The organism is Psychrobacter aquaticus CMS 56, assembly GCF_000471625.1.
In the GTDB taxonomy this organism is placed as follows: Bacteria; Pseudomonadota; Gammaproteobacteria; order Pseudomonadales; family Moraxellaceae; genus Psychrobacter; species Psychrobacter aquaticus.
In genome coordinates this window covers 17,633-31,225 of record NZ_AUSW01000019.1, presented here as the reverse complement: position 1 = coordinate 31,225, position 13,593 = coordinate 17,633, and the positions used below count along the sequence as shown (strand labels likewise).

General features: G+C 43.8%; 12 protein-coding genes. 11 read left to right on the top strand and 1 reads right to left on the bottom strand.

What is annotated here, in order from left to right:
- The first annotated feature begins 35 nt into the window (after nt 1-35).
- The 5 genes from M917_RS06035 to M917_RS06015 all read left to right on the top strand — a co-directional run bounded on the left by M917_RS06035 (nt 36) and on the right by M917_RS06015 (nt 4,776).
- A complete protein-coding gene (locus M917_RS06035; protein WP_021813903.1) occupies nt 36-1,100 on the top strand; it encodes a DUF475 domain-containing protein in 1,065 nt (354 codons plus the stop codon).
- A 228-nt stretch (nt 1,101-1,328) separates the two neighbouring features.
- Nucleotides 1,329-2,249, top strand: coding sequence for a glutaminase (locus tag M917_RS06030; protein ID WP_021813902.1), 921 nt, complete (start codon nt 1,329-1,331; stop codon nt 2,247-2,249).
- A gap of 335 nt (nt 2,250-2,584) precedes the next feature.
- Entirely contained in the window at nt 2,585-3,160 is a 576-nt protein-coding gene (locus M917_RS06025) for a TerD family protein (RefSeq protein WP_021813901.1), read from the top strand.
- Nucleotides 3,161-3,360: 200 nt separating this feature from the next.
- Nucleotides 3,361-4,113 carry a TIGR00266 family protein gene (locus M917_RS06020; RefSeq protein ID WP_021813900.1) on the top strand — a complete coding sequence of 251 codons (753 nt, stop codon included), beginning with the start codon at nt 3,361-3,363 and terminating at the stop codon, nt 4,111-4,113.
- 57 nt (nt 4,114-4,170) lie between these two features.
- Nucleotides 4,171-4,776 carry a TerD family protein gene (locus M917_RS06015; RefSeq protein ID WP_021813899.1) on the top strand — a complete coding sequence of 202 codons (606 nt, stop codon included), beginning with the start codon at nt 4,171-4,173 and terminating at the stop codon, nt 4,774-4,776.
- A 118-nt stretch (nt 4,777-4,894) separates the two neighbouring features.
- Here the strand turns inward: M917_RS06015 and M917_RS06010 are convergent, their stop codons facing one another.
- Entirely contained in the window at nt 4,895-6,187 is a 1,293-nt protein-coding gene (locus M917_RS06010) for a TerD family protein (RefSeq protein WP_021813898.1), read from the bottom strand.
- A gap of 335 nt (nt 6,188-6,522) precedes the next feature.
- Here M917_RS06010 and M917_RS06005 point away from each other — a divergent pair, with 335 nt between their 5' ends.
- The 6 genes from M917_RS06005 (at nt 6,523) to M917_RS05980 (ending at nt 13,572) form a co-directional block, all read left to right on the top strand.
- Nucleotides 6,523-7,674, top strand: a complete 1,152-nt coding sequence (locus M917_RS06005) for an ATP-grasp domain-containing protein (RefSeq protein ID WP_021813897.1) — start codon at nt 6,523-6,525, stop codon at nt 7,672-7,674.
- Between the two features lie 89 nt (nt 7,675-7,763).
- On the top strand, nt 7,764-8,993 hold the full coding sequence (locus M917_RS06000) for a S1 family peptidase (RefSeq protein WP_021813896.1): 1,230 nt from the start codon (nt 7,764-7,766) through the stop codon (nt 8,991-8,993).
- Nucleotides 8,994-9,036: 43 nt separating this feature from the next.
- Nucleotides 9,037-10,329, top strand: a complete 1,293-nt coding sequence (locus M917_RS05995; protein ID WP_021813895.1) for a phosphoribosyltransferase domain-containing protein — start codon at nt 9,037-9,039, stop codon at nt 10,327-10,329.
- 42 nt (nt 10,330-10,371) lie between these two features.
- Nucleotides 10,372-11,193: an HAD hydrolase family protein gene (locus M917_RS05990; protein WP_021813894.1), complete on the top strand. Its 822-nt coding sequence runs from the start codon at nt 10,372-10,374 to the stop codon at nt 11,191-11,193.
- Between the two features lie 48 nt (nt 11,194-11,241).
- Nucleotides 11,242-12,423, top strand: coding sequence for a cysteine protease StiP domain-containing protein (locus M917_RS05985; protein ID WP_021813893.1), 1,182 nt, complete (start codon nt 11,242-11,244; stop codon nt 12,421-12,423).
- 72 nt (nt 12,424-12,495) lie between these two features.
- Entirely contained in the window at nt 12,496-13,572 is a 1,077-nt protein-coding gene (locus M917_RS05980; protein ID WP_227500818.1) for an HpcH/HpaI aldolase/citrate lyase family protein, read from the top strand.
- The last annotated feature ends 21 nt before the right edge of the window (nt 13,573-13,593 follow it).

Sequence of the window (13,593 nt, the reverse complement as noted above, 5' to 3'; positions counted from 1 at the left end):
CGACCTTAGCTTTACGCAACCAGACAGGATGTGTCATGAGACATTTTTATTTCGATTTTATCTTCACTGCCATTGCCTTAGCGGTAGCGGCCTGGTGGGGATATTCACATGGTGGTATCGGCGGCTTAATAGCCACCCTATCTATTACCGCTATTTTGGCCGTCATGGAGATTTCATTATCGTTTGATAATGCGGTGGTCAATGCCTCAGTCCTTAAAGGCTGGGACGAATTTTGGAAGAAGATATTTTTAACTGTTGGTATTTTGATCGCTGTATTCGGTATGCGCTTGGTATTCCCTATTGTCATTGTCGCCGTTACCGCTGACCTTGGTATGATGCAAGTTATCGATTTGGCATTGAATGATCCTGAAGAATATTCAGCCAGACTAATGGCGCATCATGCTGAAATTTCAGCCTTTGGTGGTATTTTCTTATTATTGGTCTTCTTAAACTTTATTTTTGATGAAAAAGAAGTACATTGGTTTGACTGGCTTGAGAGTCGCTTAGCAAAACTGGGCAAAGTCGATGCGATGAGCGTCTTCGTAGCACTGATTGTCTTGATGATTTCAGTATCTTGGGCGCCAGTTGAACAAGCTGGTGCGGTATTGATCGCAGGCGTTTGGGGGATCTTGGTTTATCTTGGCGTACAAGTAATCTCAGGTATGCTTGAGGGTGATCTCGAGGAAGAACTTGATGCTCAGGGCAATAGTACTGGTGAGGTAACTAGCGCTATTATGAAAGGCGGTATTATTGGTTTCTTATACTTAGAAGTACTTGATGCCTCATTTAGTTTCGACGGTGTGATTGGGGCATTTGCTATTACCAATGACGTGATCGTTATCATGCTAGGTCTTGCCATTGGTGCGATGTTCGTACGTTCTATGACTATCTTTTTGGTGGATAAAGGCACGCTTGATGAGTTTATCTATCTTGAGCATGGGGCGCATTATGCCATCGGCGCACTTTCTGTCATCATGTTGTTATCAGTGAAGTTCCATGTACCTGAGCTGATTACAGGTCTTATCGGTATCGCCTTTATTGGTTTTGCGTTATGGGCATCTCTGAAACATCGTAAGGCTGAAGCGGCACGTTTGAATTAAGACGTATCATCCGTTGATACTTTGTTTGTCTAAGCAGGTCATATCATCAGGTATGATCTGCTTTTTTGCGCCGTGCTACTCCCTCTTTGATTATTGATTGAAGCGCTGAAATAGGCACATAGCCACCGACCACATAAGCAAAATATAATTTTTCTGTCCCTATTGGCTTTTATTCAGTTAAAATTGTCCCTTTTCATATCACCATAGAAATACGGCTATACAACTTATATGCAACAAATTCTTGATAACATTGCCGCACAGATGGCACTTGAGACTGATCGTGGAAAAGTGGCGGATTATATCCCGCAACTGGCTCACATAGATCCAAACCAGTTTGGTATTGCAGTAGCGACACCTGACGGACAGATGTATACAGCAGGTAATGCGAGCACATTATTCTCAATCCAAAGTATCTCTAAGGTATTCACCCTAACCATCGGTCTTGGCAAGTTGGGTGACGGCTTATGGACACACGTTGGTCGTGAGCCATCTGGCGATCCTTTTAACTCGATTGTGATGCTAGAGCATGAGACTGGCAGGCCACGCAATCCATTTATCAATGCAGGTGCTATTGCAGTGGTTGATGCGATTATGATGGGACACGAACCCAAAGAAATATTGGGTGAGATTCTTCAGTTTGTACACTTTATTACGGACGATGAGTCTATCCGTTTTGATCACAAAGTGGCAGCGTCCGAAATGGAGCACAAAGACCGCAACGCATCGCTTGCATACTTTATGAAATCCTTTGGACGCCTCAAGCACGATGTGGATAAGGTGTTGGGTACTTACTTTCATCAATGTTCGATTGCGATGAATTGCCAGCAATTAGCCAGTGCCGGCCTCTATTTAGTCTCTAACGGAGTTGATAAGCACTCAGGGGTACGTGTGATCAACGAGCACAGGGCAAGAAGGATTAACTCACTAATGATGATGTGCGGTCATTACGATGGGTCTGGTGAGTTTGCCTATCGCGTCGGTTTACCCGGTAAAAGTGGTGTTGGTGGCGGTATCTTAACCATAGCCCCCGGTAAAGGCTCTATCGCTGTCTGGTCGCCAGGGCTTGATCATATCGGAAACTCTAAGCTGGGTTTAAAAGCATTAGAGATGTTTGTACAGGAAACAGGCTGGTCGGTTTTTGCACAATAAATCTCTATCTTAATGCTTTGGTAAATGGCTGAAGCCTTTAGTCTAATAGCTAAATTGGCTGATTTTTTCATAACAGCACCTTACCTCTTGTATGAAAAAGTGTTATAAAGTATCAGAGATATAGGCTTATTATGTTCCTTAGTAAACATATGGCCAATGCACAAAATACGACTTGCTTACTGGGCAAACGCTTAGTATAGTAAAACGTAACAATATGCAGGGCATGGTGGTTAGGTTTACTGAGCATCTATGCGTCTACATTCAACACTGCACTATTTTTAGATCATTTTTTGTATCACCCAATCCACTTAATTATTAATCCAAAGGATATTTATATGGCTATTAGCTTAACAAAAGGCGGCAACGTAAACCTATCAAAAGAAGCGCCTGGTTTAACCAATATTACAGTCGGTCTTGGCTGGGATCCACGCGCTACTGACGGTCAAGATTTTGACTTGGATGCGATTGGCTTTTTGGTCAATGAAGCAGGAAAAGTCCGTAATGACCAAGATTTCATTTTCTTTAATAATTTAAAGTCAGACAACGGCGCGGTTGAGCATACTGGTGATAACCGTACGGGCGAAGGGGATGGCGATGATGAAAAAATCAAAATTAACCTTGCTACTGTTCCCGCTGATGTCAGTAAAGTAGTAGTTTGCGCTATCATTTATGAAGGTCAAGGTCGTAACCAAAACTTTGGTCAAGTTGGTGATGCCTATATTCGTGTTTTGAATGATAATGGCGATGTTGAAATTGCCCGTTATGACCTATCAGAAGATGGCAGCACTGAAACTGCAATGATTTTTGGTGAGCTATATCGTCACAGTGGTGACTGGAAGTTCCGTGCCGTTGGTCAAGGCTTCAGCGGTGGTCTTGGACCATTAGCTGGCTCTTATGGTGTAAATGTTTAAAGCCAGAATCAACTTACTCGTCTAGTAAGATAACTGGTGCAATCAGACATCTGGTTGCGCTACATTAAAGCCATCAAGTGCGATTTTTTAAAGCATTTGATGGCTTTTAATTTAATTGGCCAACTAAAATTAAAAACCTCTTATCTAAGAAGCATAGCAAGCGCGTATCTGAGAAATATTAGAATAAGGATTTGTAACCTATGGCCGATACATTCAGCTTAATCGGTACTATTGAGCCTTTTTTACATTGTCATTTAAAAAAAGGCGAGTCAATCTTTTGCGAAGCCAATGCCATGGTCATGATGGAGTCTAATCTTGAGCTTAAAGGCAAGTTGCAAGGTGGTTTCATACAATCATTGATGCGCCGATTTGCAAACGATGAATCCTTATTTCAGCAGCAGATCGAAGCCGTCAATGGTGAAGGTGATTGCTTACTTGCCCCAACGCTGGATGGCGATATGCAAATCATCGATGTCGGTACATGCCAATATACATTAAGCGATGGTGCTTTTGTGGCGGCACAAACAGGCGTTGATATTAGAGCTAAAATTCAACGTAATTTGGGCGGTGCGGTGTTTGGTGATACTGGCGGCTTTATGGTTATGCAGACACAAGGGCAAGGCCAAGTCGTCGTGTCAGGTTTTGGTTCACTGTTTGAGATTGATGTGACACCTGATAAAGACGTCATTATCGACAACGGACACGTGGTGTGCTGGAATTCAGAGCTTGATTATAAGCTTTCTGTTTCGACCAGTAAGAAAAAAGGCATCATGAGCAACATTATTAATTCAGTCACCAGTGGCGAAGGGATGGTGTTGAACTTTTCAGGTACTGGTAAAGTCATTATCTGTTCACGCAATCGCGATAGTTATCAAGGCTGGCTGCAAAGTATCTTAGGTACCAGCTCAGGTGGACGCGGCGGCAACAACGGATTTTTGAACAATGTGTTGTAGCTACATTTTATAAAAATTATTCAATACTCTACTCACAATTATTATAAGGATTATCACATGGCAATTAGCTTACAAAAAGGTCAAAAAATATCGCTTAATAAAGAAGCTGGCGGCGAGCTTACTCAAGTAAAATTGGGTTTAGGTTGGGATGTCGCACAAGGACCACAAGATAAGAAAGGTGGTTTCCTAGGTAAATTATTCGGTGGTGGTAGCGGCGACTCTATTGACCTAGACGCCTCATGCATTATGTTTGATAGTAACAAACAAGCCGTCGATGCTATTTGGTTCAATCAGCTTCAATCAAAAGATGGTAGTATCCTTCATACAGGTGATAATCGCACTGGTGACGGCGATGGCGATGATGAAGTCATTAATGTCGATCTCTCAAAAATCCCTGCCAACGTTGTCTCGCTGGTCTTTACAGTGAATAGCTTTACTGGTCAGACATTTGAGACCGTAGCAAACGCGTTTTGTCGTATTATTAACGCCGATAATAACGCTGAGGTCGCCCGCTATAATTTATCAGCGCAAGGTGGACACACGGCCATGATTATGGCAAAAGTCTATCGTCACAACAACGAATGGAAAATGCACGCCATTGGTGAGACTGCTTCTGGTCGTACCTTCCATGACTTGATGCCTTCAATTACACCGCACGCCTAAGCAGTTTAAGTCGAGTTTAAATCATCTTATTTAAGATATGAGCTGTCTATAAGCAATCAGCCCTTCTACCAATAATAGAAGGGCTGATTTTTTGTATTTTATGATAGCATTAAAACGTTTATTTACGACCACGCTTCCAACTAAATCCCCAATTAAAGGCTTTATCCATCTCTTGATGACCTTTAAAATATTGGTTGATGCGCTCAACGTTAATACTGCCTTGCTGATTCACCAAACGCGCAATGGCACACATCGGTAAATTTCCTGTGCCTTCTGTTAAGCGCGTCTCAATTGGTGGCTGCTCTGGCACATTGATGGTTACTACCCCATCCGTTTGCGCCCAGTTTGGTGCACCATCATAAATAAAGGCAAAGATAAATACTTCTTCAATCTGTGCCCACTGCTGACCGTTAATATCAAGCCATTCCCCGCCGCTAACCTGCCCAGTTCTATCATCGGCACGCAAGCAAACATAAGGGGCTGTTTGCAGACTACCAAAACGATCGCCTAGTGCTTGAATGAGGGTCTTTTCACCATTTTTAAGATGAATCATCGCGCCGACATCAAGATCAATACCGCCTGACTTATGCTGCTTAAAAAGATCGCCTAAGAGTCCTTTTTTGGGGGCCTGTTTGTCAATATCTGGACGTTGATTCCAGTTTAAATTGACAGAAATTTTACCAAAGTCGTCACGTTTTTTGAGATTGATACTAGATTGGTTTTTGGTTAAGGTAATTTTGCTCAAATTGATTGAAGGGTTGGCTGGAATCGGTGGCGGTGTACTCGCTTGAGAGGCATTGCCCGCTTTTTGTGTGTTGATTGGACGCTGTGTATTGACGGATTGCGACTGGTTTTGTGCTTGGCTTTGTGACTGATTCTGGGCTTGAGTCTGACTGGGCGCTTCATCAGCAATTTCAACACCGAAATGCTCAGACAATGGTTTTAGGCCGCCCTCAAAACCTTGTGCAATAAAACGAAACTTCCAACTACCCTGCCGACGATAGCATTCGGCTAAAATAATCGCCTTCTCAACACGCCCAGTAGCGCTTAATTGACAAGTCATTAAAACTTGGCTGCCTTGCAATACTTGAATATCCACATCACCGACTTGAGCCAACGTCTGCGCACTGGAAAACGCTAGGGCTATCTTTTCGATACTGGCAGGTTGAGACGGCAAATTGATATCAAAAAATCCATCACTGTCATGACCACGAAAGCTGACACTACCATCATCACTACGCGTCTGCCCATAAAATATCATATCGCCATCGCCGCGTACCTTGCCATCACTCGTCAGACGATAAGCGGCACAATCGATCGCGTTTTGGCTCAAGATACGGATACTGATGTTGTCCGTTGGGAGTGGCGCATTGGCACCTGCCACTAATTTTTGAGATTGGTCCTGGCTCATCATATGTCCTTTAAATAATGTATTATGGCGTTGTGTTTATTATGCTAGCTATCGTCATATAGTAGCACGAATGTCCTGTTTTTTAATCAGCATGCCCATTCAGTAACTTGCGAAAAATAACTAGATAATGATCTCAAAAATACTTAAGGCTATTTTGTTAGAAGTATTTATAACGTCTAGCATTTGTATATAATAGTCTCTGCTATCAGCAGTACAGGGACTTGGGTTTTTAACTTCACTGACCACTATTTAGGTCTTACCTACATTGCTAATAGTGTTGCGATGACGACACTGAGTTATCCAATTATATCTAACACTTATAACAAGAGAGCATTATGGATAACCTTGCTAACGATAGCCATCATACAACATCGACAGCCGCTTGGTTAGCGGAAGGTCAGTCAAGCCAGCGCGATATGTTAGCCAGCCTACAAGCATTAAAAGTCCAATCTGACACGCCGTTTAATATCATAGCCTCACATCGTCATGATAGACCCGAAGTTTTTGAGTTTGCCGATCGCATCTATTATGAACCATATGCAAATGTTGTAGACAGTGATGAGCAAGTCATTTTTGAACCTGTTATACCATTGATGCCACGTTGGCAGTTCGTCTTGGAACACGCCCAGCAGAACAATGTTAACGTATTACTGACTGGTCGCAATGGCGTTGACTATGAAGCGCATCGTGAGATATTTGCTGCAGCTGGTATCCGTTTATTAACAGGTGCGACCAGCGTCACAGCGTTAGAGACGATCGATGATAAATTTGCCTTCATGCAACAATGCCATCAGCACAATATCCCCGTAGCAGATGCTTGGCGCTTTGACAATATTGCAGAACTTGAAGCTTTACTTACCGAACATGGTCATCAGCCATTATGTGTCAAGCCAGTTACTGGTATTTTTGCGCAAGGGTTTTGGCGGCTGGATTCAGAAAGAGCAACGGACGAGCAATACGATAGCTTTGAGCATCTGTACTTTACTGAAGAAAAAAAGATTAACACTGCCCAATTTATAAGTGCCTATGCAAACAGCCTAATGGTGCGTGAGAGCCCTATTCCTATGCTACTCATGCCTTATTTATCTGGACAAGAATATTCTATCGACGTGGTCTGTGAATATGGTGAAGTTTTGGCCGCCGTCACTCGCTATAAAACAGGTAAAATTCAGCATATCGGCTACGAGCAAGCCGTCATGGATGTCGTCATTCCATTGATTAAAGCATTTGGCTGTGATGGCATCGTCAGTGTCCAAACCAAAGCCGATGACAACGAGCAGCATCGGGTACTCGAAATCAATAGTCGCCCGTCTGGTGGCATTGCTTACACGACTCACAGCGGTGTGGATCTGACACAAATCGGCTTTGCCTATTGGTTAGGACTGACCGATAAACCCAAGCTGGCTGACATCACGCAACAAATAACACCCTGCCAAGTACGCTCAATTATGGTGGGTGTAAAAATAGAAGAAAATGACGTCGAGTAAGCAAGTGATGTTGAGGAACGGACAACCACCAAAGACTGATAACTACTAGACTGATAATTACTGAGTGTACATTCAATGAGAGGCGCACGATGACAGCACAAACGATGTTAGTGTTAGGGGCAAATACGGTTATCGCGCAACCATTATGTTCAGTTGCTTTCTCTACGACAAATCATCTTAAATTTGGTCAACAACTGGGACTGATCTGGCTGCCGCTAGACCAGCATCGTAAGGCGGTTTGCAGCCCTGCTTATCTTCATGAATCTAAGGACTGGGCTACAATAGACAATGCGGATCACCCAAGCAGTTGGCAGCTGGATTTACCCAAGTTATTCGATACAGAAGGGATTAGTTTTTTACAGCTGATTGCATATGTTTATCACGAGCCAACCCTTAACTTGCCAGCTGTTGAGCTAAAAAATGTCAGTCTGATACTCAATAATGGCGCGATTAAATATGATTTCACAGCAAATGAGCGCCATATCAAAGCGGCAATTGTTTTGGAGATCTACCGACGTGATGGTCAGTTTAAATGTCGTGCCCTTGGTGAAGCCACCCAAGGATTAGCGAGCCTAGAGCATCGAGTGCAAGTCAGCCTTGATATCCGTCCACCGAATACGCATGCGCTCATTCAAGCAGCACAGCAACAGCAGCGCACACATGCTAATAATGAGACGCGTCCACCTCGTCAAGTGCAATCAGGTGAAACATGGACAGGAACGGCCTTTGCGATTGACCCATATCATTTATTGACTTGCTACCATGTCATTGAGTCGGCGGCGATGATTGGTGTACGGCAGCAAGCGCAGCCTGATCGCGAGGCGCAAGTGGTACTCAGCGATATCGGTAGCGATTCAGCCATTATTAGAGTGAGTGATCCTCTGCCAAGCTATTTGCCATTAGCGCAGCAATGTTCTGATATGTTGGGTGAAACCATTACGACGTTAGGATTCCCATTATCAGGACTTAGTAGTCAGCTACAAGTCACGCAGGGCTGTATCTCAGGACTGACAGGGTTTGGCGATGATATTCGTTACATGCAATTCACAGCCCCCATTCAACCCGGCTCTAGCGGCAGCCCTTTATTACTGCCGACTGGCGAAGTGATCGGTATGGTGACCTCCAGCCTTGTCCACGAGCATGCACAAAATATGAACTACGCGGTGAAATTTCAGTTATTATCTGCCTTGCTCGCGAGCGCTGGGATTGGCTTAGACAGTTTATCAGATTCGTCACACGCCAAAGCGGCACCCCTGACCACACCGCAATTGAGCAAACAAAGCCGCGCGGCGCTATGGCTGGTAGGATGTCAGGGTTAAAAAACTGATAATTATATAAAATTAAAAGTACAAAGGAATATGAATGCCAAACAAGCAACACAGCACAACCATCACCCTGCCTCGCGGTACACTTGATCTGACCTATCAGACTAATGCCCCAACGAGTAACGATGATTCAAAAAAAGATGACGGCTATCAACTAGAAGACTTGCTTGGGTTTGCGCAGCGTATCAATCCGAAACGGGCATTTTTATTCGTCTCAAAAGTACTGGGTCGTCATATTCCCGTCGCACCGTGCACGATGCGTCACGCTTTTACAGATTTGGCAAACCTAGTCCCCAGTGATTTACCTGAGCCAATTTTGGTTATTGGTATGGCAGAAACAGCCGTTGGCTTATCCGCAGGTGTGCATCAAGCACTACAAACGCCCTATCCACATGCGTTATTATTGAACTCTACTCGTCATGCGCAACATGACGACAATAGTACCGATATGCTACTGACCACTTTTAGCGAAGATCACAGTCATGCTAGCCAGCATTTGATTTATCAAAGTAAAGATAAAGTCACACAAGCGCAATTACTTGCCAGCAAAACCCTGATTATGGTCGATGATGAAGCGTCCACAGGCAATACTTGCGTGAATGTCGTGACCGCCTTACGTCATGCTGGACTGACGCAACTGGAGCAAGTACATTTAACCACGTTGGTTGACTGGTCATTAGATCAAGAAAATACCGACAAAACATCAGATGGCATGATGCCTGAGCGCATGGCTGATCGTTTAGTTGGCATTGACTTTCATCGGCATCACCTACTATCTGGCGCTTGGCAATGGACGGATGCTGCCAATCCTGAGCCTATCACCATGCCATCAGTAGACACGACCGAGGCTGGCAGTCAAGCGCTTGGTAACACAGGTAATTGGGGACGTTTGCCAACGTTAGATAGCACAGAGGGCCTTGCAAATTATTTGGCAAAGTTTCAGACGGCATTTAAAAAATTTAGTGGTCAAGAAAATTTTAATGATGCGCAGTTGCCTCAACGAATTTTGGTATTAGGAAGCAATGAATTTGTTTGGTTGCCCTTTTTATTGGCTGAATGGCTTGAGACACATACCCAAAAGCAAAATTCTGAAACCACCTCTGTCGTTAACTTTAGCGCATTGACCCGCTCGCCGATCGCACTTGGTGGGGCGATTACCACAATGTTGAGCTTTAGTGATAATTATGGGCTTGGTATGACCAATTTTGCTTATAATGTTAAACCCAATGAATGGGACTTGATCGTCTTATGCGTTGAAACATCGGCAGACAGTGTCGATGACATGTGGAAAGGCTTGGATAATGTATTGGTGGTAGGTGCTGCACTTTAAATCATTTTCTGATATTCGAACCTATCACTTATGGACACTTTTATGAACACCCCATTTTTTGCATCCAATCCAAACATTACCAGACCCTATGCTCTTATGGATTTGGACGACACTCTATTCCAAACCCAGCGTAAAATTGACGCATGGAATTTGCCGACCACTGAGCCTGAGAGCTTGGTTTGTGCGACCGTCAATAAAAAAGGTGAGCCGTTAAGCTTTATGAGTCAGCGCCAAGCCACCTTCTTTAATTGGTTACATGCTAGCACTGACTTAATCGTGGTCACCGCCCGTGACCGTAGCGAAATCAAACGCGTTAAACTGCCTTTTAACAGCTGGCAAGTATTAACCCACGGTGCGATTATTTTGATGTCTGATGGGCAGTTATTAAGCGAGTGGCAACAGCATATGTACGATACACTTGCGCCTATACAAGATAAATTATCCCAGCTGTCAGAATTGATTAAACGTCATTCTGCAAATATGCATAACGACTTGGTTTTTGCACCGCATATGGATATCTTCTATGATGGCTCTAACGAGAGCGAACTAACCATCTATTTGGCTATCAAGCACGCACAAAAAGACCATCAAATACTGGCAGATCTGGCTAAGCAACTGCCAGTACTCATACCAGATTTTGATAAACACTTTTATGTGCATGTGAATGCCAATAATTTGGCGATATTACCGCATGGCGTTCACAAGCGTAATGCAGTGCAGTTTTTATTAGACAACTATTTGGACAGTCAACGCCCAAGTTTTGGCTTTGGTGACAGTCTAGCGGATTTACCATTTCTACAACTGCTTGACTGGTACGGTATGCCCAATCATGGTCAGTTGCACGAGCAGCGTCATGCTCATTGATAAACCTATGACCTAACTGTCATCACAACGAGTGTGAATATTTCTACTATGACTTTAAATAATATAAATATAAAACGAGCGAATTTAGAAGATTATGGCTCAGGCAGCTATCTTGCCAGCGATGTGACTGTGCTACTCGATATTGTCGAGAAAGACGCCGTGGCTGACGTACCCGTTAATCAAAAAGAAGCGCTCATCCAAAGTGGACAACGTCATTATTCAGATATGTTGACGTTAGAAGATGCGCCAAGTGCGATGCATGAGCAATTATATACACAGGCATTGGCACAAGGCGCGATCAGAGCCGCGGCTGATATCGCTGATTTGGCTTATACGCTCCATCATGTCTTTCAGACAAACGTTAATGATGAGCATCCACTAATCTTAGTTAGCTTAGTGCGAGCAGGTTTACCCATTGGCGTATTGTTACAGCGTGCATTATCCGATCCAAATAGTGGCTATACTTTACCAAGTGTACATTATGGTATCAGTATTATTCGTGATCGTGGTCTTGATCCCCTTGCCTTACAAATGCTGCTAGAGGCTTATCCGAACAGTCCCATTGTATTTGTCGATGGTTGGACAGGTAAGGGCGCCATTTATCAAGAGCTGGCTCGTAGCCTAGAGGCATTCAGCGACCCAGATCACCGCAATTTTGCCAATATTTTTCATCAAGGCACAGACGCGATTCCATTATTGACCCTTGCTGATCCAGCAGGCGTCGCTTGGCTGGCTGCTAGTGAGGAGGATTGGTTGATACCATCAGGACTCCTAAATAGTACGGTATCGGGACTCATATCTCGCAGCTTATATACTGAGCCACAATCTGGGCTACATCGCAGTGTCTTTTACGACAATTTAGTTGAAGCAGATCATAGCTTAACTTTTATCGATCACATCGATGCAACACGCCGCAATTTAACAAAAGCGCCTCAATGCTTGCCAATGTTTAAGCAACCACGCTACCAAACCGCTGACTTAATAGATAAGCTGGCAGCAGAATACGATATCACCAATCGCAACCGTATTAAGCCGACCATTGCCGAGGCGACACGAGCAATATTACGCCGCGATCCGGAACGTATCCTACTGGCAACTGCCAATCATCCCGATACCATACTGCTAAGACATTTATGTGCGCAGCGAAGCATCACTATAAGTGTATTAGGTGATAAAATACTGCCTTATCAAGCCATCACGCTTATCAAACAGCGTACCAAAGACCATTAGTTCTTGCTATATTAAAATCAATGATACATACCTCCTACCTTTTATAACCACTCACTATTCACGATGCCGATTATGTCAGATATGCTAAACCACGAATCAAACCTTTATCATTATACTCAGTCTTATGCACATCTGATTACTGAGCGTCATGAGATGGTCAAGCTGCACACTCATCATCCTTATCAGCTTGGTGCCAGCCTTTATATGCCTGCGACTCGCCAAGATATTTGGCAAGTCATTAAGCGTGACAAACTTCCGACGATCAACAGCATTATTATTTGTCTAGAAGATGCCGTCAGTCATAATGATGTCAATTTGGCACTTGCGCGCTTAAAGACGCTGCTTCATACGTGGGCCGATCACGCCGACAGTATCAATGTGCCATCGAGAAAAGCTGGACTTCAGCCAGAGCAGCAAACCCAACATCCGATACGTCCCTTGGTATTCATACGCCCACGCAATCCTGCGATGCTACAGCAACTGGCTGACTATGACCATATCGATCTTATCGATGGCTTCGTCATGCCAAAAGTTGATATGTGTAGTTTATCTGATTGGCGAATGGCTTGTCAGAACCTAAGTACTGATCAATTGCTAATGCCAACACTCGAAACTGCTGCATTCTTTAATCCGCATCACAACCAAGAGCTGGCCATTGGCTTTAAAGAAGCCTTTAGTCAGCCAATTTTTGCGCTGCGTATTGGCGGTAATGACTTGTTTGCTACTCTACGTTTGCGACGTCCTAAAAACAGCATCGTCTATGACACCCCTATCGGTACTCTTGCCTATCAGCTACTTGGCTGCTTTGTGCCGCATGGTTTTTATTTAACCGCACCAGTTTTTGAATACTTAGATCAACCCACGTTATTTATGCAAGAATTGACTCATGATGTCAGTTTGGGCTTGGTCGGCAAAACCGTCATTCATCCCAGCCAAATCGCATTGGTACAACAAGCGTATTGTGTACCATTAAGTACCTTGGATGAGGCGCAAGCGATACTTCATAGCGAGGCTAAAGCAGTATTCAAATACAACAACACCATGCTAGAACCAGCCACGCATCGCGCTTGGGCAGCAGAAATTGTCAATCGAGCGGAAGTGTTTGGGACAATTGATGATGGTAATAGTGATTACGGCTCACTATTGTAACGATCCCATAATTAGCCTCTA

Coding starts and splice junctions, on each gene's coding strand:
- M917_RS06035 (WP_021813903.1), top strand. CDS start 36: ATGAGACATTTTTATTTCGATTTTATCTTCACTGCCATTGCCTTAGCG.
- M917_RS06030 (WP_021813902.1), top strand. CDS start 1,329: ATGCAACAAATTCTTGATAACATTGCCGCACAGATGGCACTTGAGACT.
- M917_RS06025 (WP_021813901.1), top strand. CDS start 2,585: ATGGCTATTAGCTTAACAAAAGGCGGCAACGTAAACCTATCAAAAGAA.
- M917_RS06020 (WP_021813900.1), top strand. CDS start 3,361: ATGGCCGATACATTCAGCTTAATCGGTACTATTGAGCCTTTTTTACAT.
- M917_RS06015 (WP_021813899.1), top strand. CDS start 4,171: ATGGCAATTAGCTTACAAAAAGGTCAAAAAATATCGCTTAATAAAGAA.
- M917_RS06010 (WP_021813898.1), bottom strand. CDS start 6,187: ATGAGCCAGGACCAATCTCAAAAATTAGTGGCAGGTGCCAATGCGCCA.
- M917_RS06005 (WP_021813897.1), top strand. CDS start 6,523: ATGGATAACCTTGCTAACGATAGCCATCATACAACATCGACAGCCGCT.
- M917_RS06000 (WP_021813896.1), top strand. CDS start 7,764: ATGACAGCACAAACGATGTTAGTGTTAGGGGCAAATACGGTTATCGCG.
- M917_RS05995 (WP_021813895.1), top strand. CDS start 9,037: ATGCCAAACAAGCAACACAGCACAACCATCACCCTGCCTCGCGGTACA.
- M917_RS05990 (WP_021813894.1), top strand. CDS start 10,372: ATGAACACCCCATTTTTTGCATCCAATCCAAACATTACCAGACCCTAT.
- M917_RS05985 (WP_021813893.1), top strand. CDS start 11,242: ATGACTTTAAATAATATAAATATAAAACGAGCGAATTTAGAAGATTAT.
- M917_RS05980 (WP_227500818.1), top strand. CDS start 12,496: ATGTCAGATATGCTAAACCACGAATCAAACCTTTATCATTATACTCAG.